Raw genomic sequence first — 25,176 nt, forward strand, 5'->3', positions numbered from 1 at the left:
GTTATCTCATCGTTTGCGGCAGCCAGAGCGAAATCACAGGGAACGCCACCAGCAGGAAAAGCCGGATGATATCGTTGAGAATGAACGGCATGACGCCGCCGTAGATCGTGGTGATCTTCACGTCCTTGGCAATCGAGTTGATGACGAAGACATTGATGCCGACGGGCGGCATGATCATGCCGAGCTGGCAGGCGACGACGATGATGATGCCGAACCAGACGGGGTCGAAGCCGAGATGGCTGATGACCGGGAACACGATCGGCACGAGCAGGATGATCATCGCCATCTCGTCCATCAAAGCCCCGGCAATGAGGAAAATGACCAGGATCAGCGTCAGCGTCCCATAGGGCCCGAGATCCATTCCGACCAGCAGTGCTGTCAGCTTCTGCGGCGACTGGGTGATCGCCAGGAAATAGCCGAACAGGATGGCGCCGATCAGCACGCTGAACAGCGAAACCGACGTCCGGAGCGACTCCACGAGGCTCGCCATGATGGACCGGTAGTTTAGCCGGCCGCGCAACAAGCCGATGACCATGGTCATCAGGGCCCCGACCGCCGCCGCTTCCGTTGCGGTGGCGATGCCGAGATAGATGACCCCGATGACGGAAATGAAAAGAAGCATGACGGCCCAGACGTCCCGAAGCGATGCGAGAGCTTCCCTTAGTTCGAACGGCTTTCCAGGCGGCAACCGCTTGCCATGGGCGATCAGCACGGTCGCCATGTACATGAAGGTCGCCATGATGCCGGGGATTATGCCGGCCATCAGCAGCTGCGCGACATCCGTCTCCGTCAGAAAGGCGTAGACGACCATGATCACCGAAGGCGGGATCAGAATGCCAAGCGTGCCGCCCGCGGCGATAACGCCGGTCGAGGTGGCATCGGCGTATTTCGCCTTGCGCATCTCGGGCAGCGCGATCCGGGTCATTGTCGCGGCGGTCGCAATCGAACTGCCGCAGATCGCCGCAAATCCGGCGCAGGCGCCGATCGTGGAGAGGGCGAGCCCTCCCCGGAACTGTCCGAGCCAGGCATTGCCCGTCCTGAACAGTTCCCGCGACATGCCGGAATTGGTGGCAAAGGCCCCCATCAGGATGAAGAACGGCACGAGCGTCAGGTTGAAGTCGGTAATGACGCGGATCGGCGATGTCGTCAGCAGGTTGAGCGCCGGCGACATGCCGCGCATGGCGGCAAAGCCGAATATGCCGACCAGCCCCATCGAAACGCCGAGCGGAACGCGCAGGCCCATGAGCACGAACATGGCGACAAAGCCGCCGACAGCGACGAGATCAGCGGTATTCATACGCCATGGCCCTCAAGCGGATCGATACCTTCAGGTTCGCGCCGAACGAAAGGCGAGATCGCGGTGGTGACGACGGCCGATGCGCAGCCGAGCCAGATCAGTCCGATCAATGGCCAGACCGGGATGCGCAGATCGAACGTCGCTTCATTGCTCCGATAGGCGCTGGCGAGGCGGAAGAACATCATGTAGGCGAGCATGGCCGTGAAGACGAGGAGCAGCGCCCAGGCGATGAAATTGAGAACGCGGCGCCCCCGGGTCCCCATCGGCTCGTAGAGCAGGTCGACCGCGATGTGCCCGCCGCGATAACCGAGCGACGCCAGGCCCCACATGATGCAGGCGCCGATCAGATAGCGCGAAATATCGAAGGAGTCGGGGATCGGCCAGGCCAGGACATAGCGGCCAACGGTGGAAGCGACGATCAGGATGGTACACAGCCCCAGCAGGATGCCTGCCACAAGATCGACCACGTCGCTGAAGCGTTCCAGATAGCGGTTCATGGACAGCACTCGATGAACGGATGAAAAAGGGCGGGCGCCGCGACAGCACCCGCCTGCGAATGGTCCCGCACGCGCTATTTCACGTCGGCGCCGTATTTCTTGAGCGTCTCCTGCAGGCTCGCCCAGGCTGCCTTCGCGTCTATGCCGGCTTTGGTGGCTGCAGTCTCCCATTCGCCCTGCAGCGAACCTGTCGCCTTTTTCCAGAGGCCCACCTCGTCCGGGGTCGGCTTGTAGAGGGTGTGGCCGCCCGCATCGATCATCTTCTGGCGCCCGGCCGCTTCCGCATCGGCCCATTTGCTGGCCATCTTCTCGGCCCATTCGGGCGTGCAGTGATCATCGATCACCTTGCGGTCGGCGGCGGAAAGCCCGTCGATCTTGGCCTTGTTCATCACGAAGGCAAAGGTCGTGGCATAGAACGGCAGGTCGAGATGATGCTTGGTCACGTCCTGCAGACCGAACGTATAGATCGAGTTCCAGGGCGAGGCGGTCATGTCGGCACCTCCCTTGGAGATCAGTTCGCGCATTTCGCCCGCCGGCACCTGCACCGATGCGGCGCCGAGCGAGCTCACCATGCGGGCCATGGTCGCGTGCGCCGGGCGGATGTTCTTGCCCTTCAGGTCGGCAGGAACCTGGATCGGTCCCTTGACGCCGTGCAACGTTCCCGGGTCATGCAGATGCACCATGCAGACGTAGACGTCCTTCATTTCCTTCTGGGCGTACTGCCCATACCATTCGTCGAGCGCCCGCGACCCGCCCTTGGCATTGGCGATCAGGAAGGGAATTTCGCCCGCCGCGATGATCGGGAAACGCCCCGGCTGATAACCCGGATTGATGAAGCCGATATCGACGATACCGTCGCGCGCCATGTCGTAATGATCGGGTGCGGCGCCGAGCTGAGAGGCGGGGTATATGGTGATGTTGATGCGCCCGCCGGACGCTTCCTTGATCGATTTCGCCCAAGGCTCCATCCCGCCCGGCTGCAGCGCATGGGTGGCGGGTACCCAGTGCGACAACGTCAGTTCCACATCGGCGGCGTGAGCGGGTGCAGTCAGCGCCGCGAGGCAGGCCGAAGCGAGCAATGCCTTCAGTTTCATGTGTTTCTCCTCCCTTTGAGATCAGAGACCGGCGGGGCTCCCTCCCCGCTCCGGCCAGCGAATATCGCGGTCAACCCACCAGGAAAGTTCAAGCCCCGGCTGGATCGACAAAGTCGTTGGAAATTCCGTGACGAGCCGCAATTGCGGCGCCCATAAAAACGGCCGGCGAAAGGTCGGCAGCGGCGCGGCCCCTCGTCATCTCGGCAGCCGAAACCGAACCTGCCATGTCTGTGGCAGATGCAACTGTCCCGGCCATCTGTGTATACATCGATTTCCTCCCATGCCCGGTCTCCCAAGGTGACGCCGTCCTCCCGACATCGCCTACCCGAACGTTCGAATTTCAACACATCCAGGCTGAAACGACAAGCTTCCATTTCGCTTTGGGATACAAAAAGTCAGGGCTCCTGAGATTTTTCCGATAGGCACTTCAACCGCGGTTCAAACCGTCTAGAATGTCGCGACAGCACTTCATGCATACACGGCAGGAAGAATGGGGTAACAAGGCGGGGCTGGGAGACCCTGATCTGAAGGAGGGAATGTTCGGCCGGTAGAAGCTGCCGGCCGATCGGTTGGGATACGGTATCGGCGTCCAAAACCGTTCGCGGAAACGCCGGGACGCGCCAGGATTTTCGGCCCTGGTTGCTTTGGATCCGTACCGGATCGAGGGGCACGATTATTCAAGTCATCATTGCGGCATCAGGGAGGAAGAAAAAATGGATGATCTCGTCACGCCGGTCGGTCAGACGATTGCGAAACTCAAAGGCATTCTCGGCGACAGGCTGGTGACCTCGGCTTCCGTCCGGGAGCATCATAGCCATGACACGTCGCGGCTCACCCCTCACCTGCCCGATGCCGTCGCCTTTCCGCGCACCGAAGAAGAGGTCCGGGCGATCGTTTCTGCCTGTGCTGCGCATGGCGTACCGGTCGTGCCCTTCGGTGCGGGGTCCTCGATGGAAGGCCATACGATCCCGATCCGCGGCGGCATCTCGCTCGATACCCGCGAGATGAACAGGATCCTCGAAATCCGGCCCGAGGACCTGCTGGCCGTTGTCCAGCCCGGCGTCACCCGCAAGCAGCTCAACGTGGACCTGCGCGAAACCGGCCTAATGTTCTCTGTCGATCCGGGTGCCGACGCCTCGATCGGCGGCATGGCGTCGACGCGCGGCAGCGGCACCACTTCGGTCCGCTACGGCACGATGCGCGAAAACGTGCTGGCTCTCCGGGTGGTGACACCAGACGGCGAGGCGATCCAGACCGGCTCGCGGGCCAGAAAATCCTCGTCGGGCTACGACCTGACGCATCTCTTCGTCGGCTCCGAAGGCACGCTCGGCGTGATTACCGAACTCACCGTCCGCCTGCATCCCATTCCGGAAGCCGTGTCGGTTGCCTTCTGTCCTTTCCCGACTGTCGCCAATGCCGTCGAAGCGGTGATCGAGGCAGTGCAATATGGCATTCCGGTCGCTCGCGTGGAGTTTCTGGACGAAGTGGCGATCGCCAGCGTCAATAACTATTCCAAGCTGGACATGCCGGTCGCCCCGACGCTGTTTTTCGAATTCCACGGCACGTCCGCCTGGGTCGAGGAACAAGCGAAGCTCGTCGAAGAGATCACCAGGGGCCACAATGCGATCTCCTTCCGCTGGACGGCCGATGCCGACGAGCGGGCAAAACTCTGGCAGGCCCGCCACGACCTTTTCTGGGCGACCAAGGCGATCATTCCGGGCTTCGATCTCTATACCGGCGATATCTGCGTGCCGATCTCCAGGCTGGCAGAGAGCATCGTCGCAGCGCGCGCCGACATCGACGCCTCCGCGCTGACGGGCCAGATCATCGGCCATGTCGGCGACGGCAATTTCCACACCGCCTACCTGATCGATCCGAACAATCCGGAGCATCTTAAGGAAGCCGACGAGATGGCCGACCGCGTCGTCGAACGGGCGCTCGCCGTCGGCGGCACGGCCAGCGGCGAACACGGCATCGGCATCGCCAAGCTCAAATTCATGCGCCGCGAACACGGCAAGGCGGTGGACGTGATGAAGAAGATCAAGGCAGCACTCGATCCCCTGGGGATCATGAACCCGGGCAAGATGGGGGATGCAGGCTAAAAACAGGGGCAACTGTCCCTCCCGTCGCCCCAAAAGTCATGACCTCCACCAGAGGTGGAGGTTTGAAACGCTGCGCTTGAACCACTAGAAGTGGTTTTGCTATAGGTTAGTAGCTACGGTTAAAGAGGTCGGCAAAGTCGGAAGCTTTGTCGACCTTTTCCTGGTTACGGATATACCGTCTGACGACCTGCTCATCATAGCCAGTGGTCGAGACGAAGTACCCTCGCGCCCAAAAGTGATAGCCTTTGTAGCGCCGCTTGCGGGCATACTTGTTGGCAACGTAAAGAGCCGTCTTGCCCTTCAAGAAGCCGACGATGTGCGAGACCGAATATTTCGGCGGGATCGATATCAGCATATGTACATGGTCGGGCATCAGGTGCCCTTCCTCGATCCGGCATTCCTTCTGCTGAGCAAGCCTGTGCAAAAGGTCACCCAACTCACGGCGCAAGTCCCCGTAAAGTCGTTTCGTTCGGTACTTACTCGCGAAGACCACATGGTATTTGCAGTCCCATGTCGCGTGTGATTGCGATCGTTCTTCCATAGAACCTCCGTTCTGTGTCTCGGCCAGCCTAGCGGTCCAAGCACGGAGGTCTCTCAATCACTATGTAGAACTCGTCCAGTCCTCCACCGAAGGTGGAGGTTTATCTTGCTTACAACGAAAAACGGCGCCCGAAAGCGCCGTTCTCATGCAACATCCTGGGAGGACAATCAGACCTTCTTGGTGCGCCAGCTTTCGGCATAGTTTTCGCGGGCTTCGGCGGCATAGGGGGTTGGCGAGACGCGGACGCGGATTTCGGCCTGCTTGTGGCCCTTTTCGATCGAGGTCTTGCCGGTTCCGCCATTCGGTTCGCCCCAGATCAGCGTCAGGACGTCGCCTTCCTGGACATCCGCGTCGACGACGCCGAGCGACAGCATGCAGCGTTCGTTGTAGCTGTAGCCGTTGAACATCGACATGCCGACGACCTTGTCGCCATGCATGATCCTGTCGGCGCTCGAAGACGCATAGTTGGGCTGCGGCAGGTCGATCCATTTGTAGGCTTCGCCGCCGGGCACGAAGTTCGAGGCGATGACCTTCATCACGTCTTCCGCGTTCCACTCGAAGGTGACCTTCTTGCGCTGCGGCTGACCCTTCATCTTTTCCAGCGCCTCGCGGCCGACGAAGTCGTGGTCGAACTTGATGTAGATGCCGTAACCGAGCTCGTAGGGATTGACGTAATAGTCTTCGATATTGTCGGAGACGAGGCTGCCGCCGATCGAGCCGGTCGCCTCATAGCTGTCTTCCGTCAGCCAGTCGCGATAACCCTGCAGTTCTGCGCCGGTGTAGATGCCCGGCAGCGGCGACGGAATCCAGCCGGATTCCAGCGTGTTGGTGGAATAGGCGCGCGCACCGACGAGGTAGAGATCGACGCCGGCATCCTTGGCGGCCTTGACGATGATCTCGCGGACTTCGTCCTTTTCGGCATAAGGTCCCCAGACTTCGAGCCCGGGAGCGCCGGCCATGCCGTGGCGCAGGGCCTGGACCTTCTTGGAGCCGATATTGATCCAGTCGACATGGAAGAACTTGATGTCGGGGATCGGGCCGCCATTCATCTTTTCAAAGATCTTCGGAGCGTCCGGACCCTGGATCTGGAAGCGGTAGTGAACGCGATTGACTTCCTTGCCGTCCGGGCGCGAAGGCGAACGCGGGTCGTGGGTGAGCTTGACGTCATGCTTGCCCAGCGAAGCGTTGTAGCGCAGCCAGTTGGCGGTCGGCGCGCGGCCGACGAGCACGAACTTGTCGTCACGCTCGCGGAAGATGATCATGTCGCCGATGACGTGTCCAGCAGGTGTTACCGGAACGTAATGCTTGGCGCGGTCGACGCCGAAATTGGCAAAGCTGTTGATCGCCAGGCTTTCCAGGAACCTGGACGCGTCCGGGCCTTCGACGATCAGTTCGTCCATGTGGTGGGACTGGTCGAACAGGACCGCCGAATGGCGCCAGGCCATCTGCTCGGTGCGCCAGTTCGAAAACTCCGGTGCGACGACCGGATAGATATACATGCCGATGCGCGAATTGCGCAGCATCTCGACAGTATTGCCCTTTTCTTTCAGGATCTGGGTCAGATTCTTCGGCATTTTCTTAACCTTCCCTCGGTTGCTCTCCTGCACGCCGCCCCGCCGGCAAAGCCGGTTCGGGATACGATATGCATCGTCTCAAGATGTCTCATGCAATTGAGGGTCAGCGGTCTCCTCCCGCCATCTCCTCCCAACAGCCCGGTTCTCGAACCTCGCCTCGACGGCTCGGCGGAAATCGAGGCCTCCTCCCGGTCGAAGCAATTCATAGAGCAATCATTTTTGGGATACAATACCAGATTTTGGCATCGCCACCAAAAGTGCCACAACGGCCCATTAGAATTGCGCTGTTTGCATAATATATGGTGATAATTGATGCAGTGCAGAAAAACCAACGGGATCCGGATTGCCGCTATCCGCGAACAAAATTGGCGTTTTGGGATCCCAAAATGGATCTCGCCCTAGCACCTGCCAACGCCCCTAGTCTTCGTTTTCGTCCTGCATCGGGCCATTGATATGACCGGCCGGGCTGTCGAGGTCGAAGATCGGCAGGATGCGCGAGCCGTCGATCGCGAAAAGCCCCTTGCTGATGCCGAGGCTGATCTTCACCCCTTCCCCATGCTCGCGGAAGAGGCTTTCGGCGCGGGCGCCGTCGCGGGCGATCAGCGCCGATACCATGTGATGGTGCTGCCAGTGGGCGTAGTGAAGATGCTGCGCCCGCTCCTTGCGGGTGATGTTGTCGAAGCGGATCGAATCCGGTGCGCCGAAGGGCACGCGGTCGAACAGGCTGGTGAGCTGGTGCAGCAGGTTTCCCCCGCCGGCCTCGATGATCAACGTGTGGAAACGCAGGTTCATCGCTGCATAACGTTCCTCGTTGACCGGATCGTCGATGCCGCCGTTCTCGAAGATATCGTCACCTTCCCGCAGGCAATCCTTGAGTTCGGCCAAGAGCGTCGGCGACGGGCCTTCGCTGGCGATCTTCTTGGCGGCATAACCTTCGATCATCGAGCGCAGTTCGATCGCCTCGATCACGTCGGCAACCTTGTAGGCTCGGACACGATAGCCGCGGGCGCCGACCCGCTGCAGCACGCCTTCTTCGACGAGCACGGCCAACGCGTGCCGGATCGGCGTACGCGACACTCCAAGCGCCTCGGCAAGCCCGGATTCGGAGAGTTTCTTGCGGGGATCGATCGTGCCGTCGCTCGCCCAGGTCCTCAGCTTGTCGATCACGTGCTGCTGGCGGGTCTCCTGCTTCTCAGGCCCGGGAGGATTCTGAGTTCGGGTGCCTGTGGTCATGCTTGGGCCTCACCTGCGCCATATCGAAATGCTGATTGCGCCGGGCCAGAGAAGGGCGGCCCGGAACATCGCTTCAATATTGAATATCTGCGACAAAACGCAAGTTTTCCATATCTGTGGCCCGAACCCGAGCCGGATGGCCCGGGGAGCCCAGAACAATCAGTTCCGCACCGCCCAGGCAGCCTCCACGGGTGCGGCGACCGTGACCGGACGGCCTATATCGACATTGGAAAGCGACGAGGCCTCGACATGCAGCGTCTGCGCCGGGGTTTTCACCATGATCGAGCGGTGCGAGCCGCGGAAGATCGCTTGCGAAACCTCGCCTGACCACGAAAGATCACCGTTCACCTGGCCCGCGTCGCGGACATGCAGGTTTTCCGGCCGAACCATCACCGTAACATCCGCACCCTTCGGCATTTCGGTTGCCGCATGACAGTCGCCGGACCAGCCCTGGCCTTCGACCGAGAGCTTGTAATATTGCCCGCCATTCGGGCGGCAGTCCTTGACCGTCGCGTTCAGCAGGTTCGGCGTTCCGAAGAAGGCGGCGACCTGGCGGTTTTCCGGCCGGCGGTAGATTTCCTCCGGCGCGCCGACCTGCAGAATCTTGCCGCCATGCATGACGACGACGCGGTCGGACAGCGCCATGGCTTCCGCCTGGTCGTGGGTGACGTAAAGCGCGGTGATCTTCAGGCGCTGCTGCAGGGCGCGGAAATCGTCGCCCATCTGGGTGCGCAGGCGCGCGTCGAGGTTGGAAAGCGGCTCGTCGAGCAGCAGCACTTCCGGCTCGAACACGAGCGCACGGGCGATCGCCACGCGTTGCTGCTGGCCGCCGGAGAGCGCCGGCGACGGACGCTCGGCATATTGCTCCATCTCGACGAGACGCAGTGCGTTCATGACGCGATCGTTGATTTCCTTCTCCGGCCGACGGCGGATGCGCAACGGATAGGCGACGTTGTCGAACACCGTCATATGCGGCCAGATCGCATAGGACTGGAAGACCATGCCGAGGCGGCGGCGTTCGGAGGGCACGAAATAGCCCTTCTCCGAATCCGACACGACATTGTCGCCGATCGCGATGCGGCCACCGGTATTCTTCTCGAGACCCGCCACCATGCGCAGCGTCGTCGTCTTGCCGCAGCCCGACGGCCCGAGCAGCGTGACGAATTCGCCGCTCTTGATCTTCAGGTTCACGTTGTCCACGGCAGTTATCGCGCCATACATGCGGCTCACGTTTTCGAGCGTCACCGAAGCCATATTTCTCTTCCTTTCGGAGCGGATGCCAGGATCCGCTTAAACGACAACCAAAAATCGGCCGGCGGCCGCAGCCGCCGGGCCTGAAGCCTAAAGCTTGCTGATGCGGGCCTTGATGAAGCTGAGCTGGACCCAGCGGAATACGATGACCAGAAGCATCATCATCAGGCCGATGACGCTCACCTGCTCGGCATTGCCGTTAGCCCAGAGTTTCATCAGCACGACCGCCAGCGTTTCCGATCCGACCGAATAGAGAAGGATCGACGCCGACAGCTCGCGCATGATGCCGAAGAAGGTCAGCACCCAGCCGACGGCGAAGGCCGGCCAGGCAAGCGCCACCATGATCCGCCACATGGTCTGGAACCAGCTTGCGCCGTGAACGCGCGAGCATTCCTCCAGGTCATAGGAAAGCTGGTGATAGGCGCCGGTCATCACCCGCACGGAAACCGGGGTGCCGAGCGCGATATAGGCAAGCAGCAGCGCCCAGACGGTGCCGTAGATCGGGATCGGCCCCGGCAGCATCGCGAACGCCCAGAGGAAACCGACGCCGAGAACCATGCCCGGCATCATCCAGGGAAGCCAGGCCATGCCGTCGATCAGGTTGCGGCCGCGCCAGCGGGTGCGCACCGAGATGTAGGCAACGATCGCGCCGAGCGCCATGGTCGCGGTGGCGCCGAGCAGGCCGAGCATCATCGTATTGCGGACCGCCCGCCAGAATTCGCTGTTGGCGAAGACGGATCTGTAATGCTCCAGGGTCAGCATGTCATAGGTGTAGAAGCCGAAGAAACGGAAGAACGAGCCGAGCATCAGCTGCCCGATCGGCAACACCACCGTGACGAAGAAGAACAGCACGCAGAAGGCGAAGGTCACCCAGCGCCAGGGGCCGAGTTCCATGACGCTCGGGCGAAACCCCTTGCCGGTGACGGTCTGGAAACTCTTGCCGCGCAGCATCCACCACTGCCAGATGACGAGCAGGAACATCAGCCCCATGATCGCGAAGGAAAGCGACGTCGCGTACTGGTAGTCGGGCGTCGCGCGGTGGTTGATCGACTCGTAGATGTCGGTGGTGATCACCTTGATGCCTGCGGGCAGACCGAAGAACAGCGCCGACTCGAAGGTCTCGATGCCCTTGATGAAGCTCAGCATGAAGGAGCTCGTCAGCACCGGCAGCATCAGGAGCAGGGTGATCTTGCGAAAAGTCGTCCAGCGCGAGGCGCCGCACATGCGGCTCGATTCCTCGAGCGACGGATCCATCGCCCGGAAGGCGTCGACCATGAACAGGAAGAGGAACGGGATCGAATATTGGCACATGTGCCAGATGACGCCGCCATAGGAATAGATGTTGACGAGCGGATCGGTACCACCGGTCAGCCAGCGCCAGACCATGTTGATGACGCCCACCTGCGGGTTGGCGAGCATGCCCCAGGCCATGGCGGTCAGGATCGGAGGAATGAAGAACGGCAGCGTGATCAGCACTTCCAGCGTGCCCCGGAAGGGCGTGTCGGTGCGCGCGACGATCCAAGCGAGAAACACCGCGATCGTCAGCGACGGTATGGTTTTCGCAAGCGATATGCCGATCGTGTTGGCCAGAACGATGAGGTTCTGGGTGGTCATGATCGAACGATAGCCGTTCAGATTGAACTCGCCGGCCATGCCGGGCGGTGTGGAATGCAGGCTGCCATAAAGCAGCATGGCGAGCGGATAGATCGTCAGGAAGCCGAGGATCAGGATCAGCACCAGCATGCCGATCAGACGCCACAGCGATCCGCCCGAAAAGGCGCGCGTGAAAGCATTGCCGGCAATCGTCGGCGCAGTTTCGGCGATGTCGTCTAGGGGGCGATTGTGGATAATCGTCATGGGATCCTCGCGGCTCCGGGTATGAAAAACGGCACCGCCGGCCCGAACATCGGACCGGCAGCGGCCTGGGAGGCTTACTTGAAGATGTCCTTGGACTTGGCCAGCATCTCGTTCTGGCGGGTCGTGTCCGTGGTGCCGTAAAGCTTGGCTTCGGAAATCGCCTTGACGTCCGCCGGCAGGCCTTCGGTCATGCCGGGAAGGACTGGACCGTAGCCGAGGCTCGCATAGATTTTCTGCACGACCGGGCCCTGCATGAAATCGAGATAGAGCTTGGCGGCGTTCGGGTGCGGAGCCTTCTTGAGCATGACGGTGCCGTAAAGAACGTAAGGAACGCCCTCCTCCGGAATGATGAACTTGACCGGCAGCCCCTTCAAATCCGAGAAATCGGTCATGATGACCGGCATGTAGATCGAATATTCGCCACGTGCGGTGCGGCGCTGCGACTCGCGCTGGTCGCGGGTGAAGACGAGCTTCTGGCTCGCGACCTTCTTCACATAGTCTTCGCCGATCTTGTCATAGGTCGAGAAGAACCAGAGGTATCCGGCACCGATCGCGCGCGGATCGTCGGACAGGATCTTGCCCTGCCACTTGGGATCGGCAACGTCTTTCCAGCTCTTCGGCTCGTCGGCTGGTTTCACGAGGCCTGTATTGATCATGATCCCGTAGGGAATGGTCATGACCGAGGCCATCGGCACCTTGAGCTTGAACTTGTCGCCGATCTTTTGCGAATTCGGGGTCGCCGGCAGCGGATCGACGGACTTGTCCTCCTTGTCGTAGAGCATGGTCTGCCCTTCGCTGGTGAACATCACGTCGGCGGCAAAGCGGCCCGCGGCCTGCTCGACCCGGACGCGCTCGCGAATCTCGGAGGCGCGCGCTTCCAGCACTTCGACGGAAATCCCGTATTGCTTGGTGAAGGCCTCGGCGATCTGCTTGGTGCTCGGCTGGCCGACAAGCGCGGTATAGAGGACGAGCGAGCCCTCCTTCTTGCCCGCGTCGATCACCTTCTGCCACTCGGCGTCCTGCGCGAAGGCAGGCAGGCCGGCCGCCGCCGAGATGGCAAGGCTGCCCGCAGCCGCCATGAAAAACCGGCGCGACCATTTTTGAATGGCCGAAGCCTTCTGAATGATCGAAGTCATGGATGTGTTTGTCGTCACGTGTCTCTCCTCCCTGGAACCGACGATCGGGCATCGCGCCCGGGACCCGATCCCGGCACTCGACGCTCAAAATTTCTGCGGCCACCGGCCGCGATCTCCCTTTTCACCGCAAGCGGTGGCGTTTTCCCGAACAGCTGCAACCAGGCCCAAAACCCCGGCTCAATCCCGACCGCTCAGCGGCGTTCCAGAAACGATCTGGCGCGCATCCTGCAATTGACAAGGTCCCTGATAAGCACCGCATGATGCGGAGCATTCAAGCCTTCGGTTCGGACAGGATTGGCCTTGGCCAACTGCAAACTCCCTTTATCTGAACTCCGATCTGCGCCGGCTCTCCCTGCCGGTCGCGGCGATGCCCACCCGGCACCGGAATTCCCTCTTCTGTTAGATTGACCTTTTCCCGTGCAGGGGAAAAGCACCATTTTTTTACATTCACTTTTCTCGAAAATAGAAAGATGAAGTGTGTTACCGTTTATGCGGAGGGCTGCCCGACAAGGCGGCATGGGAGACCTAAGACATTGGATACGCTTATCAATATCCGCACGTTTCTGGCGGTTGCCCGGTCCGGCAGCTTTTCGGCGGCGGGCCGTCATCTCGGCGTCGCACCCTCGGTCGTGACCAAACGCATCAGCCGGCTGGAAGACCAGATGCGGGTGAAACTCTTCGTCCGCTCGACCCGCCAGATCATCCTGACGGAGATCGGTGAGCGCTACCTGCCCCGCTACCAATCCCTGGTCAAGGAGATCGACGATGCGATCAGCGGAGCGGCGGCCGTCGCCCAGCGGATCGAGGGACATTTGAGGATAAAGGCGCCGACGACGGTGACGATCGCCTTCCTCGCCCGCATCCTGAGCGACTTCCAGCAGGAGAACCCGAACGTCACCATGGATCTTGCGCTGGTCGACCGCTCCGTCAATCCGGCGGAAGAAGGGTACGACATCGCGCTCGGCGCCCTGCCCGCCTCCTATTCCAACGTCGTCGACGAACCGCTCTGCCCCTATCCGCGAAAACTCTGCGCAGCTCCGGACTATCTCGAAAACCGCGGCCTGCCGAAACACCCGCGCGATCTGGTCAATCACATCTGCCTGACGTTCCACGCGACGGGTTCGACCTGGTCCTTCCGCAGCCCCGGCGGACCGATCGATGTCGAGGTGCGCTCCTCCTTCAGCGCCAACGATACCCAGATCCTGCACGACCTGGCGCTGCGAGGCCGTGGCGTCGCCATGGTGGCGAATTACGTGGCGGAAGAATCGATCCGGACCGGCAAGCTGATCGAGCTCCTGCCGGACTATCCCGTGGCGGAACTCTGGCTGAAGGCGCTCATCCCCCAGACCCAGGCGCGCAAACCGACCGTGCGGGCGCTGATGGAATGGCTGCGCATTCATATGCACGCGGCTCTCGTTCCGGGTGATCGAGCAGCTTGAGCGCCACGCCTTTGCTCCAGGAGAAAAACTGAAAGCCGATTGGCTTTCTCGAATCGAGAAAGCCGCTACGATGAAAAAGCATATTCTCTTGGCTCCCCGTGCCGCTTACCCTCCCAAATCGAGGAAACGCATCGCTGATGCGAGGTTGGCCGTCGCCTGTCGACGCGCCGCCCGGGAGTGAGGTTCAGGTCCGCCGCGAAACGAGCGGCCGGACCGACAGACAAGGGAGGCTTTAAGCGGTGGATACTGCTGTGACCCAGCAGCGCCCTGTGCTTTCGCAATTGGGCGCGATCGATTGTGACGTTCATCCGGACGCGCCGGGGCGAGAGGATCTTCTTCCCTATTTCGACGATTACTGGCGCGAGATCGTCACGACGCGCGATGTCGACCGTCTCGAGCTCACCAATTTCCCGACCCGCACCAAGCCGTTCTTCCGGGAGGACTGGAAGGCGACGGAGGGCAAGGGCGTTGAAAAGCTGCGGAAAAACCTGCTCGATCCCTACGGTCTCAAATACGCGATCCTCAACTGCGTCACCGCCGTGCATGCGATCTACGACCCCTATCTCGCCACCGCCGTCTGCCGCGCCACCAACGACTGGCTGAAGACGGAATGGCTGGATCGCGACCCGCGCCTGCGCGCCTCCCTCGTCCTGCCGATGCAGAACCCGGAAGCCGCTGTCGAGGAGATCGAGCGCTTCGCCGATGACAAGCGTTTCGTGCAGGTGCTGACGCTCTGCATGGGCGAGATGCCGCTCGGCCGCCGCATCTACTGGCCGGTCTACGAGGCCGCCCAGCGCCATGGTTTTGCGCTCGGCGTGCATGCCGGCAGCGCCTACCGCCACGCGCCGAGCCAGAGTGGTTTCCTCTCCTATCTCGCCGAGGATTACGCCCATCAGGTCCAGGGTTTTGCAGCCCAGGTCGGCAGTTTCGTTTCCGAAGGCGTGCTCGGCAAGTTCCCCGACATGAAGATCGTGCTGATCGAGTCCGGCGTCTCCTGGTTGCCCGGCCAGATGTGGCGGATGAGCAAGGACTGGCGCGGCGCCCGCATCGAGATTCCCTGGGTCAAGGAACCGCCGTCGGCCCTCGTGCGCCGCCAGATCCGCATGACCACCCAGCCCTTCGATGCGCCGCGCGACCCGGCCGAGCTGGAACGCATCATCGAGCATCTCGATTGCGACGACATGCTGCTGTTCTCGACCGACTATCCGCATGCGCAATTCGAAGGCGAGGCTGCGATTCCCCCCGGTTTTCCGGAACGGCTGATCGACCGGCTGGTTCGGGAGAACGCGCTCGCCACCTATTCGCGACTGGAGGACTAAGCCATGAACCAGGCCGTTCTGGACAAGGACACCACTCTGGAAAAGGACCCCACTCTGGAAAAAGACAAGGGGGCCGAAACCAAGCTCGGGATCGTCGATTGCGACATCCACCCCGCCTTCGGTTCGCCCGCCGAACTCGCGAAATTCCTGCCCGTCCGCTGGCGCGACCATCTGGCCGACTATGGCCAGCGCAGTGCCAATCCGGTGGTCGGCACCCTGCCTTACCCGCGCATGACGCCCGGCAACGGCATGCGCCGCGACGCCTGGCCGCCGAACGGCGGACCGCCGGCCTCCGACCTTGCCTATCTGCAGGAGCAGTTGCTCGACCCGCTCGGCATCGAATACGGCATCCTGCAACCCTTGGCGGCCGGTTCCTCGACGCTGAACCAGGAGCTCGGCGCTGCGATGTGCGCTGCCGTCAACGACTGGCAGCTCGACAAATGGACAGGCCCGGACCCGCGCCTGAAAGCCTCGATCTCCGTCACCCAGGAAGACGTGCCGGCGGCGCTTGCCGAAATCGAGGCGCGTATCGGCGACCGGAGTTTCGCCCAGATCGCCATTCCGCCGCGTACCATCGAGCCGGCGGGACGTCGCCGCTACTGGCCGATCTACGAGGCTGCCGAACATTACGACATGCCGATCGGCATGCATTCGGCAGCCTATGGCCAACATGCGAATAGCGGCGCCGGCTGGCTGAATTTCTATATCGAGGAGCACTACGCCTTTTCGCACAGCCTGCAGAGCGTCGTTACCAGCATGGTCTTCGAGGGCGTCTTCGAACGGTTCCCCAAGCTGAAGCTGATCGTCGTCGAAGGCGGCTTCGCCTGGGCGGCACCGCTGATGTGGCGGCTCGACAAGCAGTGGGAACGGATGCGTTCCGAGGTGCCGCATGTGAAACGGCCGCCGTCCGAATATATCCGCGAGAACGTCTGGTTCACCACCCAGCCGATCGAGGAGCCGGAAAACAACCGCCACCTGCTCGACACGCTGCGCTGGGTCGGCACCGACAAGCTGATGTTCTCGACCGATTATCCGCATTGGGATTTCGACGATCCGCGCTACGCCTTCAAAGTGCCGCTGTCGCCGACGGAGCGCGCTCAGATCTTTCGCGACAACGCAAAGCGCGTCTACCGCCTGCCCTGAACATGGGAGTACTCACATGAATGAAATGGTGAGATCGCTGGGCAACGAACCTGGATTGTCGACCATCGGCGGCATCGACTGCGACCTGCATCCGGCCTCGCCGGCGACCGCGACGCTGCTGCCCTATCTCGACGACTACTGGCGCGAGACCTTTGTCATGCGCGGCGTCGACCGGATGAGCCTGGCAATGACCGCATCGCCGCCGCGAGCGCCGATCAATGTCCGTCCTGACTGGAAGGCGGCAACCGGCTTTGCCGGCGATACGCTGGAGGCCGTCCGCGCCCAGGCGCTCGACCCGTTCGGAACGCGGCTGGCGATCTGCAACGTGCTGCACGGCTCGATGATCATGCATTCCGACGACATGGCCGCAGCACTCTGTGGCGCCATCAACGAGTGGTTGGCGCGGGAATGGCTCGACAAGGAGCCGCGCCTGCGCGGTTCGATCATCGTCTCGGCCCAGAACGCAGACCTCGCGGTCGCCGAGATCGAGAAACGCGCGGCGGACCCGCGTTTCGTGCAGGTGATAATCCTTGCCCAGAACGACGAGCCGCTCGGGCGGCGCCGTTACTGGCCGATCTATGAGGCCGCCGCCAGCAACAGGCTGCCGCTCTGTATTCATGCCGGCGGCAGCAACCGTCACGCGCCGACCGCCACCGGCTGGCCGAGTTTCTTCGTCGAGGCCTATGTGGCTCAAGGCTCGATCTTCGAAAGCCAGCTCCTAAGCCTCATCGCCGAAGGCGTCTTCCACAAGGTGCCGGACCTCAAGGTGGTGTTTGCCGAAAGCGGCTTCACCTGGCTGCCGTCGTTCTTCTGGCGGGCCGACAAGACCTGGCGCGGCGTGCGCGCCGAGACGCCCTGGGTCACCGAACAGCCGAGCGACATCGTCAAGCGGCATGTCCGCTTCACGATGCAGCCGGTCGAAGCGCCGCTGGAAACGGATGCGCTGGCCCGTACGCTCGAACACATCGACTGCGACGATCTTCTGCTGTTTTCGACCGACTATCCGCATGCGCAGTTCGAAGGCGTCAATGCGCTCTCGGCCAGGTTCGGCGAAACGCTGGCGAAAAAAATCCTGATCGACAACCCGCTCGCCACCTATCCGCGGATCGCTGCGGATTTTGAGAAGGAGGCCGCACGATGACCGAAACCCAAACGCTGGAACGCCCGGTCGAGGCAAAGACCAAGTACAATCTGATCGACTGCGACATCCATCCGTCGATGAAGACGCCGGCGGAGATCCATCCCTACCTATCGCAGCGCTGGCGGGATCACCTGGCAACTTATGGCGGCCATACCCGCCAGGGACTGTCCGAAGCCCTGTCCCATCCGCGCATGGTACCGGAAGTCTCGCGCGTAGACAGCTGGCCGCCGGCAGGTGGTCCCCCGGGTTCCGACCTCCCCTTCCTGCGCGAGCAGCATCTCGACGGGCTCGGCATCGATATCGGCGTGCTCGTGCCGCTGCGCTTCAACGCCAGCGGCCAGCGCCATCCGGATTTCGCCACCGCCATCGCCACCGCCATCAACGACTGGCAGGTCGGCAAATTCCTGGAGCCGGAACCGCGCCTGCGCGGCTCGATCATCGCCACCCAGGAGGACCCGCAAAGCGCCGTCGCCGAGATCAACCGCCGCGCCTCCGATAAGCGCTTCGTGCAGGTCCTGCTGCCGCCGCGCTCGATCGAGCCGCTCGGAAAACGCCGCCACTGGCCGATCTTCGAAGCGGCGGTCAGTCACCGTCTGCCGATCTCCCTGCATGTCGGCGGCGTCGGCGGGCATCAGGCGACCGGCGCCGGCTGGCCTTCCTATTACATCGAGGAGCACCACAGCCAGGTGCAGACCATGCAGTCGGTGATATCTAGCCTGATCTTCGAGGGCGTCTTCGAGCATTTTCCGGACCTGAAGATTTCCTTCGTCGAAGGCGGCTTCTCCTGGGTGCCTGCCTTCGGCTGGCGCATGGACAAGGCCTGGGATGCGATGCGCGACGAGGTCCCGCATGTGAAGCGGCCGCCCTCGGAATATCTGAAGAACAACATCTGGTTCACCACCCAGCCGATGGAAGAGCCGAACCCCGCCAAGAACCTCACGGACACGCTGAATTGGATCGGCACCGACCGGCTGATGTTCTCGACCGATTATCCGCACTGGGATTTCGACGATCCCCGCTACGCCTTCAAGGTGCCGCTGTCGGCGGCCGAAAAAGCGGCGATCTTCGCCGGAAACGCTATCAACTTCTATGGATTGAACTGAGCATGGCCCGTCACGTAATCGCCAAGGTCGATGAACTCGAAGTCGGCAAGTCCAAGCTGGTGAAGGTCGCCGGCCGCGACATCGCCCTCTTCAACGTCAAGGGCGAGTTTTTCGCCATTGCCAATCGCTGCCCGCACGAGGGCGCCGATCTCTGCCGCGGCCAGGTCGTAGGCCTCGCCGAGTCGGACGAGCCCGGCAAATACCGCATGACGCGCCATGGCGAACTCGTCCGCTGCCCCTGGCACGGCTGGGAATTCGACATCCGCACCGGCAAGTCCTGGTGCGATCCGGCGCGCACCCGCGTCAAGAGCTTCGACGTGTCCGTCGCCAAGGGCGGGGCGCTTAGCGAAGGTCCCTACCAGGCCGAAACCTTTCCGGTCTCCATCGACGAGGACTACGTGATCGTCGAGATCTGAAAACCTTTTCACAAGCGAATATCTCGGGAGGAAAAATGTCGCTCATCACCAAATTGGCCGCGCTCATGCTCGGCGCGATGCTCTGTAGCCCAGCGCTTGCGCAGGATGCCGACTGGAACAAGGTGGTGGAAGCCGCCAAGAAGGAAGGCACCGTCACCGTCTACAATTCGCAGCTCGGCGCCCCGAACTTTCTCGCCGTCGTCGAAAGCTTTCAGAAGAAATACGGCATCAAGGTCGAGTCGCTCGATCTGCGCGCCAGCGAACTGACCGAGCGCCTGCGCGCCGAACAGGCCGCCGGCCGTTTCATCGCCGATATCCAGATGCATTCGGCGAACTCGATCGAGACCGGCGTCACCCAGGGCACCCTCGTACAGCCGCTCGGCACCATCCCCAACGTCGCCAATATCCGCGAGGACATGAGGAAGGAGATCACCGACACCCACGTGCCGGGTTTCCTGCAGGCCTACGGCATCCTGGTCAACACCAGCCTGGTCAAGCCGGAAGACGAACCGAAGAGCTGGAAGGACCTTGCCGACCCGAAATGGAAGGGCAAGATCCTCTCCGACGACATGCGCCCGCTCGGTTCCGGCGGCACGATGTTCGTCGTCTTCCACAAGGCCCTCGGCCAAGCATTCAACGAGAAGCTCGCCGGGAACAAGCCGGTCTTCAGCCGCGACCTGCGCAATGACGCCAAGCGTGTCGCCCGGGGCGAATATCCGGTCTACATTCCGCAGATGTTCGCATTCGCCAACGACCTGAAGGGCCTGCCGATCAAGGTGATCGTGCCGCCGGAAGGGGTGCCCTACGTGTCGATCCATTTCGCGATGATGAAGAACGCACCGCATCCGAACGCGTCAAAACTGTTCATCAACCACTTCCTCGACATGGAATCGCAGGTCACCTACGCCAAGGCCTGGATGCTGCCGGTTGCCAAGGGTGTCGAAGACCAGCTCGACCCGGAATCCAAGCGCTTCGCCGGCGCCAAGCTGCTCGGCACCCGCGAGATGAACGAATACGGCCCGATGATGGATCTGGCCAAGAAAATCTATCCGTAAGGGTCTCCAAGACCCTAAGGTCCTCTCTGCCTGGATAGACGGAAAGCGCGGCAATCCCTCTCGCCGCGCTTTTTGCTGCTCCTATCACAGCATTTCGAGCGCCAGCGCGATGCCCTGGCCGCCGCCGATGCAGAGCGTCACCACACCGCGCTTCAGGCCGTCGCGCTGCATCGAATGGAGAAGCCGCGTCGTCAGGATCGCGCCGGTCGCGCCGATCGGATGGCCGTGCGCCACCGCCCCGCCTTCGACATTGGCGATATCCTCCGGCAGGCCGAGCCCTTTAAGGACCGCGAGCGGCACCGCCGCATAGGCCTCGTTGATCTCGATCCGCTCGATATCGCCGACCGCCCAGCCGGCACGCTCCAGCGCCTCATTGACGGCCGGGATCGGCGCGAGCGCGAACATGCCGGGTTCGACGGCGGCAACGCCATAGGACACCAGCCGCGCCATCGGGCGCAGGCCCCTACCTTCGGCAAACGCCCGGTCGGCGACGATCATCGCCGCCGCGCCGCTGTTGAGGCCCGGCGCATTGCCGGCGGTGATCGTGCCCTCGTCGCGGAAGGCCGGCTTGAGCTTGGCAAGCGCCTCTATCGTGGTATCCGGCCTCGGCGTTTCGTCGGCGGCAAAACTTTTCACGCCGCCCTTCACCGGAAGGTCGATGCCAACGATCTCGGCTGCAAACCTGCCTTCCGCCTGCGCGGCGCTGAACCGCTGTTGCGAACGCGCCGCCCAGCGATCCTGGTCCGCACGGCTGATCTGCTGCGATGTGATCATGTCTTCGGTATGCCAGCCGGAATGTCGGTCCGAAAACGCATCGTGAAGGCCGTCGAGCAGCATGCTGTCGAAAATTTCCGCATGGCCCATGCGATAACCCCAGCGGCCGCCGCTCATCAGGTAGGGCGCGCGGTCCATGTTCTCCATGCCGCCGGCAATGGCTGCCCTGGCATGGCCGAGCCAGATGTCCTTGGCAGCACTGGCGATCGCCTCGGCACCCGAACCGCAGACGCGGTTGACCGTGACTGCCGGCACCGAGACCGGCAGGCCGCCATGGATCGCCGCCTGCCGCGCCGGGTTCATTTTGTTGCCGGCCTGGACGACGTTACCCATGGTGACCGAGGCCACCTTGGAAGCGTCAAGGCCGGAGCGCGCGATCGTCTCGCGGATCACCGCAGCACCAAGATCGACGGCCGGTATGCCGGCGAGTGAGCCGTTATATTTGCCGATCGCGGTACGCACCGGCTGGACGATGACAACTTCGGTCATGGCGGTTCTCCCTAGATTGCGTTTTCGTCGAAGCGGCGCAGGATGACGCTGGCATTGACGCCGCCGAAGCCGAAACCGTTGGACAGCGCATATTCAACCTCGGCGTGACGGGCCTGCGGGCCGATGAGATCGAGCCCTTCGGCGAGCGGATCGGGATCTTCGAGATTGAGCGTTGGCGGCAAGATGCCGTCTCGCAGCGCCAGTGCGGTGATGATTGCCTCAAGCCCGCCGGCCGCACCGAGCAGATGGCCGGTCGCCGACTTGGTCGAGGAGATCGCCGGGCCGTTGCTGGTGCCGAAAACCGATTTGATGGCCGCGAGCTCGCCCGCGTCACCCACCGGTGTCGATGTGGCATGCGCGTTGAGATAACCGATCGCATCGGGTTGAAGGCCTGCCATCTGCAGTGCTCGCTGGACCGCCCTTTTCGCCCCGGAACCATCGGCCGGACCGGCGGTCAGGTGATAGGCATCGGCACTGGTGCCGTAACCGACCACTTCGACAAGCGGGGTCGCGCCGCGCGCAAGCGCGTGTTCGAGCGTTTCGACGACGACGATGCCGGCCCCCTCGCCCATGACGAAACCGTCGCGTGCGGCATCGAACGGCCGCGACGCCTTTTCAGGCGTATCGTTGAAGGCTGTGGAGAGACCACGTGCCGCCGCAAATCCGCCAAGTGCCACGCGGTTGATGCAGGCTTCGGTGCCGCCGCAGAGCGCAACATCGACTTCGCCGCTCCTGATCATCCGCACGCCGTCGCCGATCGCCTGGACGCTTGCTGCGCAGGCCGTCACCGGCGCGCCGATCGGCCCCTTGAAACCGTAACGAATGGAGACATGGCCGGCCGCAAGATTGACGAGGAAGGACGGGACAGTGAAGGGCGAAAGCCGGCCGGCGCCGCGGGCGTCCACCGTGCGCACCGCCTCGGCGATCGAATGGAACCCGCCGATGCCGGAGGCGATAATCGTCGCGGTGCGGTCCTGCTTGTCGTCGGTATCGGCGACCCAGCCGGACTGGTCCAGCGCCTGCCGCGAGGCTTCGAGCGCAAATGCGATGAAGCGGTCCATCTTCTTGCGCTCCTTGTGCGGCACCGCAAGGTCGATATTGAAACCGAACTCGTCCTCCTCGATGCCGGGCACCACGCCGCCGACCTTGGCGTCGATATCCGGCACCACCTCGTCGGACAGCCTGCGCAGGCCGGAACGGCCCTCGATCAGGCGTTTCCAGGTAGCTTCCACGCCGCTGGCAAGCGGCGAGACCATGCCCATGCCGGTGATCACTATTCTGTCGCTCGGTCTTGCCGGCATGTTTCACCTCGATTTAAATTTTGATCATCATTTATCTCCTTTAAATGACGATCCAAATATAAGAGTCAAGGTATTCGAAGGAGAAGACGATGAAGGTGAGCCGCCAGGAAGCCGAGGAAAACCGCGCCCGCGTGGTGTTGAAAGCGGGCGAACTGTTCCGCGAATACGGCTTTGACGGCATCGGCATCGCCGACCTGATGAAGGCGGCGGGCCTGACGCATGGGGGATTTTACGGCCAGTTCAAATCCAAGGTGGATCTGGCAGCCGAGGCGACGCGCCAGGCGCTTGCGCTCAACGCAGCCGCCTGGCGGGAGACCATCGGACATACCCGCGAAAAGGCCCTCAAGGCGATCGCAAGCATGTATCTGTCCCGGCCGAACCTGATCTTCAAAGCCAAGGGCTGCACTCTCGCCTCTCTCTGCGCCGACGCCTCTCGGCAGGGCGAAGCGGTGCAATCCGTGTTCGCCGAAGGCATCGAAAACCACCTCCAGCTGCTGGAGGAGATCGTTGATGGCGATGGCGACGAGGATCGGCGCCGCAAGTCGATCGTCATCCTGTCTCAGATGGTCGGCGGGATGACGCTCGCTCGCGCGGTCGGCGATGCGCCGCTCGCGGAAGAGATCCTCGCCACCCTTCGCGACAAGCTGGAGACCCGGCACTAAGCCTTTATGGCGCAATGGAAAATTCACCTTCCACCCCTCCGCGCCCAAGAATTTGTTCCCGAATGCCCGAGAGAGGAATTTCCTGCCTGTGCGACCACACATTTCGCTGGCAATATGCTGAAAAATGGCTGGATGCAGGAGAGAGCAATGACGATCGCCACCCTATCCCGACGGACCCTTTTGCAGGCAGGCGGCACACTGCTCGCCTCGACGGCTTTGCCGACTTTCGCCCTTGCGCAAGGCACCGGCAGCCGGCTGGTCGTCGCCGCTGATTCCGAACCTAAAAACCTCAACCCGGCGATCGTCGCCTCGAACGGCGTGTTCTTCATCGCGAGCAAGGTGGTCGAGCCGCTCGCCGAAGCCTCCTTCGACGGCAAGGACGGCTTGGCGCCGCGCCTCGCCACGTCCTGGGAAGGCTCGGCCGATGGCAAGTCGGTCACCTTCAAGCTGCGCGAGGGCGTCGAATGGCATGACGGCAAGCCGTTCACCTCCGCCGACGTCGCCTATTCGGCGCTCAGCATCTGGAAGCCGCTGCAGAACCTAGGCCGCCTCGTCTTCGCCAATCTCGAAGCGGTCGAGACACCGGACGCGACAACCGCGGTCTTCAAGTTCTCCAAACCGACACCGCTGCAGCTCATCCGCAACGCCTTGCCCGTGGTCAGCAGCGTCGTGCCGAAACATCTCTATGAAGGCACCGACATCGCCACCAACCCGGCCAATGTGAAGCTGGTCGGCACCGGCCCGTTCAAGCTTACGGAATACAAGCCGGGCGAATATTACCGCCTGACCAGGAACGCTGACTACTGGGGCAAGGGCGAGCCGAAGCTCGACGAGATCATCTTCCGAGTCCTGCCGGATCGCGCCGGCGCAGGTGCCGCACTGGAAGCGGAGGAAATCCAGCTTGCAGCGTTCTCGGCCGTGCCGCTCACCGATCTCGCCCGCATCTCCAAGGTGCCGGGCATCAAGGTCATCTCCAAGGGCTATGAGGCGCTAACCTACCAGCTCGTGGTCGAGATCAACCATCGCCGCAAGGAGCTCGGTGACGTCAAGGTGCGCCAGGCGATCGCCCATGCGATCGACAAGAAATTCGTCGTCGACACGATCTTCCTCGGTTACGCCGCTGCCTCCACCGGCCCGGTGCCGAAGAATGCGCCGGAATTCTATGATGCCAGCGTGCCGACCTACGCTTTCGACACCGCCAAGGCGAACGCTCTGCTCGACGAAGCCGGTTACAAGAAGGGCGCCAATGGCACCCGCTTCTCGCTGAAACTGCGCCCGGCGCCCTATTTCAACGAGACCAAGCAGTTCGGCGACTACCTGCGCCAGGCGCTCGCGGCAGTCGGCATCGATGCACAGCTCATCAATGCGGATTCGGCGGCCCACCAGAAGGCGGTCTACACGGATCACGATTTCGATCTCGCCATCGGCCCGCCGGTCTTCCGCGGTGACCCGGCGATCTCGACGACCATCCTCGTCCGGTCCGGCATCCCGGCCGGCGTGCCCTTCTCCAACCAGGGCGGCTACGAGAACAAGGAGCTCGACGGCATCATTGCCAAGGCGGCGGAAACGGTCGATACCGCAGCCCGCACGGAACTCTACAAGCAGTTCCAGAAGATTGTCGCCACCGACCTGCCGCTGATCAACGTCGCCGAATGGGGCTTCATCACGGTGGCGCGCGACACGGTGCAGAACGTCTCCAACAATCCCCGCTGGGCCGTGTCCAACTGGTCGGATACCGCGCTGAAATCGTGA

The 25,176-nt window shown here is 62.2% G+C and carries 21 protein-coding genes; 10 read left to right on the top strand and 11 right to left on the bottom strand.

From position 1 onward, the window contains the following. Position 1: 1 nt before the first annotated feature. The 3 genes from ACSQ3G_RS10930 to ACSQ3G_RS10940 all read right to left on the bottom strand — a co-directional run bounded on the left by ACSQ3G_RS10930 (position 2) and on the right by ACSQ3G_RS10940 (position 2,888). Entirely contained in the window at positions 2-1,297 is a 1,296-nt protein-coding gene (locus ACSQ3G_RS10930) for a TRAP transporter large permease (protein ID WP_436110044.1), read from the bottom strand. After that, positions 1,294-1,794 (bottom strand): TRAP transporter small permease, encoded by a 501-nt coding sequence (locus ACSQ3G_RS10935; RefSeq protein WP_436110045.1) that lies wholly within the window; start codon positions 1,792-1,794, stop codon positions 1,294-1,296. The genes ACSQ3G_RS10930 and ACSQ3G_RS10935 overlap by 4 nt, the downstream gene beginning before the upstream one ends. A 74-nt stretch (positions 1,795-1,868) precedes the next feature. Then, the gene (locus ACSQ3G_RS10940) at positions 1,869-2,888 is read right to left on the bottom strand and encodes a TRAP transporter substrate-binding protein (protein ID WP_046625833.1); all 1,020 of its coding nucleotides are present in this window, start codon (positions 2,886-2,888) and stop codon (positions 1,869-1,871) included. 713 nt (positions 2,889-3,601) lie between these two features. Between ACSQ3G_RS10940 and ACSQ3G_RS10945 the strand changes: the two genes are divergently transcribed. Further along, positions 3,602-4,990: an FAD-binding oxidoreductase gene (locus ACSQ3G_RS10945; RefSeq protein WP_436110046.1), complete on the top strand. Its 1,389-nt coding sequence runs from the start codon at positions 3,602-3,604 to the stop codon at positions 4,988-4,990. 106 nt (positions 4,991-5,096) lie between these two features. Here the strand turns inward: ACSQ3G_RS10945 and tnpA are convergent, their stop codons facing one another. The 6 genes from tnpA to ACSQ3G_RS10975 form a co-directional block, all read right to left on the bottom strand. Then, positions 5,097-5,531 (bottom strand): IS200/IS605 family transposase, encoded by a 435-nt coding sequence (gene tnpA / locus ACSQ3G_RS10950; RefSeq protein WP_436109907.1) that lies wholly within the window; start codon positions 5,529-5,531, stop codon positions 5,097-5,099. 167 nt (positions 5,532-5,698) lie between these two features. Further along, complete coding sequence (gene ligM / locus ACSQ3G_RS10955) at positions 5,699-7,105, bottom strand: vanillate/3-O-methylgallate O-demethylase (protein WP_038543673.1); 1,407 nt, start codon at positions 7,103-7,105, stop codon at positions 5,699-5,701. Positions 7,106-7,522: 417 nt separating this feature from the next. Then, positions 7,523-8,338, bottom strand: a complete 816-nt coding sequence (locus ACSQ3G_RS10960; RefSeq protein WP_105415526.1) for a GntR family transcriptional regulator — start codon at positions 8,336-8,338, stop codon at positions 7,523-7,525. 159 nt (positions 8,339-8,497) lie between these two features. Beyond that, a complete protein-coding gene (locus ACSQ3G_RS10965; protein ID WP_436110047.1) occupies positions 8,498-9,592 on the bottom strand; it encodes an ABC transporter ATP-binding protein in 1,095 nt (364 codons plus the stop codon). Positions 9,593-9,679: 87 nt separating this feature from the next. Next, complete coding sequence (locus ACSQ3G_RS10970) at positions 9,680-11,446, bottom strand: ABC transporter permease (RefSeq protein ID WP_436110048.1); 1,767 nt, start codon at positions 11,444-11,446, stop codon at positions 9,680-9,682. A 74-nt stretch (positions 11,447-11,520) separates the two neighbouring features. Continuing rightward, a complete protein-coding gene (locus ACSQ3G_RS10975; protein WP_436110049.1) occupies positions 11,521-12,600 on the bottom strand; it encodes an ABC transporter substrate-binding protein in 1,080 nt (359 codons plus the stop codon). 515 nt (positions 12,601-13,115) lie between these two features. On the opposite strand from ACSQ3G_RS10975, the gene ACSQ3G_RS10980 reads away from it, so the two are divergent. From ACSQ3G_RS10980 to ACSQ3G_RS11010, 7 genes are all read left to right on the top strand, one after another. Further along, a complete protein-coding gene (locus tag ACSQ3G_RS10980; protein WP_046633401.1) occupies positions 13,116-14,021 on the top strand; it encodes a LysR family transcriptional regulator in 906 nt (301 codons plus the stop codon). 239 nt (positions 14,022-14,260) lie between these two features. Continuing rightward, positions 14,261-15,340: an amidohydrolase family protein gene (locus tag ACSQ3G_RS10985; RefSeq protein WP_436110050.1), complete on the top strand. Its 1,080-nt coding sequence runs from the start codon at positions 14,261-14,263 to the stop codon at positions 15,338-15,340. 3 nt (positions 15,341-15,343) lie between these two features. Next, entirely contained in the window at positions 15,344-16,483 is a 1,140-nt protein-coding gene (locus ACSQ3G_RS10990) for an amidohydrolase family protein (protein WP_436110051.1), read from the top strand. 16 nt (positions 16,484-16,499) lie between these two features. After that, positions 16,500-17,624 (top strand): amidohydrolase family protein, encoded by a 1,125-nt coding sequence (locus ACSQ3G_RS10995; protein WP_436110052.1) that lies wholly within the window; start codon positions 16,500-16,502, stop codon positions 17,622-17,624. Next, positions 17,621-18,727 (top strand): amidohydrolase family protein, encoded by a 1,107-nt coding sequence (locus ACSQ3G_RS11000; protein ID WP_436110053.1) that lies wholly within the window; start codon positions 17,621-17,623, stop codon positions 18,725-18,727. The genes ACSQ3G_RS10995 and ACSQ3G_RS11000 overlap by 4 nt, the downstream gene beginning before the upstream one ends. A 2-nt stretch (positions 18,728-18,729) precedes the next feature. Next, positions 18,730-19,143: a Rieske (2Fe-2S) protein gene (locus tag ACSQ3G_RS11005; protein WP_105424228.1), complete on the top strand. Its 414-nt coding sequence runs from the start codon at positions 18,730-18,732 to the stop codon at positions 19,141-19,143. Positions 19,144-19,178: 35 nt separating this feature from the next. Next, positions 19,179-20,198 carry an ABC transporter substrate-binding protein gene (locus ACSQ3G_RS11010; RefSeq protein WP_436110054.1) on the top strand — a complete coding sequence of 340 codons (1,020 nt, stop codon included), beginning with the start codon at positions 19,179-19,181 and terminating at the stop codon, positions 20,196-20,198. A gap of 84 nt (positions 20,199-20,282) precedes the next feature. Here ACSQ3G_RS11010 and ACSQ3G_RS11015 read toward each other — a convergent pair whose 3' ends face one another. Together ACSQ3G_RS11015 and fabF are read right to left on the bottom strand one after the other, a co-directional pair. Continuing rightward, positions 20,283-21,461 carry a thiolase family protein gene (locus ACSQ3G_RS11015; RefSeq protein WP_436110055.1) on the bottom strand — a complete coding sequence of 393 codons (1,179 nt, stop codon included), beginning with the start codon at positions 21,459-21,461 and terminating at the stop codon, positions 20,283-20,285. 11 nt (positions 21,462-21,472) lie between these two features. Then, positions 21,473-22,762: a beta-ketoacyl-ACP synthase II gene (gene fabF / locus ACSQ3G_RS11020; RefSeq protein WP_436110056.1), complete on the bottom strand. Its 1,290-nt coding sequence runs from the start codon at positions 22,760-22,762 to the stop codon at positions 21,473-21,475. Between the two features lie 89 nt (positions 22,763-22,851). Here fabF and ACSQ3G_RS11025 point away from each other — a divergent pair, with 89 nt between their 5' ends. Beyond that, the gene (locus ACSQ3G_RS11025) at positions 22,852-23,424 is read left to right on the top strand and encodes a TetR/AcrR family transcriptional regulator (protein WP_436110057.1); all 573 of its coding nucleotides are present in this window, start codon (positions 22,852-22,854) and stop codon (positions 23,422-23,424) included. A gap of 147 nt (positions 23,425-23,571) precedes the next feature. Then, a complete protein-coding gene (locus tag ACSQ3G_RS11030; RefSeq protein WP_436110058.1) occupies positions 23,572-25,176 on the top strand; it encodes an ABC transporter substrate-binding protein in 1,605 nt (534 codons plus the stop codon).

This window comes from Neorhizobium tomejilense (assembly GCF_964254135.1).
GTDB classification, from domain to species: domain Bacteria; phylum Pseudomonadota; class Alphaproteobacteria; order Rhizobiales; family Rhizobiaceae; genus Neorhizobium; species Neorhizobium tomejilense.

Bases quoted from the DNA above. Each gene is read 5' to 3' on its own strand.
- ACSQ3G_RS10930 (WP_436110044.1), bottom strand. From the start codon at position 1,297: ATGAATACCGCTGATCTCGTCGCTGTCGGCGGCTTTGTCGCCATGTTC.
- ACSQ3G_RS10935 (WP_436110045.1), bottom strand. From the start codon at position 1,794: ATGAACCGCTATCTGGAACGCTTCAGCGACGTGGTCGATCTTGTGGCA.
- ACSQ3G_RS10940 (WP_046625833.1), bottom strand. From the start codon at position 2,888: ATGAAACTGAAGGCATTGCTCGCTTCGGCCTGCCTCGCGGCGCTGACT.
- ACSQ3G_RS10945 (WP_436110046.1), top strand. From the start codon at position 3,602: ATGGATGATCTCGTCACGCCGGTCGGTCAGACGATTGCGAAACTCAAA.
- tnpA (WP_436109907.1), bottom strand. From the start codon at position 5,531: ATGGAAGAACGATCGCAATCACACGCGACATGGGACTGCAAATACCAT.
- ligM (WP_038543673.1), bottom strand. From the start codon at position 7,105: ATGCCGAAGAATCTGACCCAGATCCTGAAAGAAAAGGGCAATACTGTC.
- ACSQ3G_RS10960 (WP_105415526.1), bottom strand. From the start codon at position 8,338: ATGACCACAGGCACCCGAACTCAGAATCCTCCCGGGCCTGAGAAGCAG.
- ACSQ3G_RS10965 (WP_436110047.1), bottom strand. From the start codon at position 9,592: ATGGCTTCGGTGACGCTCGAAAACGTGAGCCGCATGTATGGCGCGATA.
- ACSQ3G_RS10970 (WP_436110048.1), bottom strand. From the start codon at position 11,446: ATGACGATTATCCACAATCGCCCCCTAGACGACATCGCCGAAACTGCG.
- ACSQ3G_RS10990 (WP_436110051.1), top strand. From the start codon at position 15,344: ATGAACCAGGCCGTTCTGGACAAGGACACCACTCTGGAAAAGGACCCC.
- ACSQ3G_RS10995 (WP_436110052.1), top strand. From the start codon at position 16,500: ATGAATGAAATGGTGAGATCGCTGGGCAACGAACCTGGATTGTCGACC.
- ACSQ3G_RS11000 (WP_436110053.1), top strand. From the start codon at position 17,621: ATGACCGAAACCCAAACGCTGGAACGCCCGGTCGAGGCAAAGACCAAG.
- ACSQ3G_RS11005 (WP_105424228.1), top strand. From the start codon at position 18,730: ATGGCCCGTCACGTAATCGCCAAGGTCGATGAACTCGAAGTCGGCAAG.
- ACSQ3G_RS11010 (WP_436110054.1), top strand. From the start codon at position 19,179: ATGTCGCTCATCACCAAATTGGCCGCGCTCATGCTCGGCGCGATGCTC.
- ACSQ3G_RS11015 (WP_436110055.1), bottom strand. From the start codon at position 21,461: ATGACCGAAGTTGTCATCGTCCAGCCGGTGCGTACCGCGATCGGCAAA.
- fabF (WP_436110056.1), bottom strand. From the start codon at position 22,762: ATGCCGGCAAGACCGAGCGACAGAATAGTGATCACCGGCATGGGCATG.
- ACSQ3G_RS11025 (WP_436110057.1), top strand. From the start codon at position 22,852: ATGAAGGTGAGCCGCCAGGAAGCCGAGGAAAACCGCGCCCGCGTGGTG.
- ACSQ3G_RS11030 (WP_436110058.1), top strand. From the start codon at position 23,572: ATGACGATCGCCACCCTATCCCGACGGACCCTTTTGCAGGCAGGCGGC.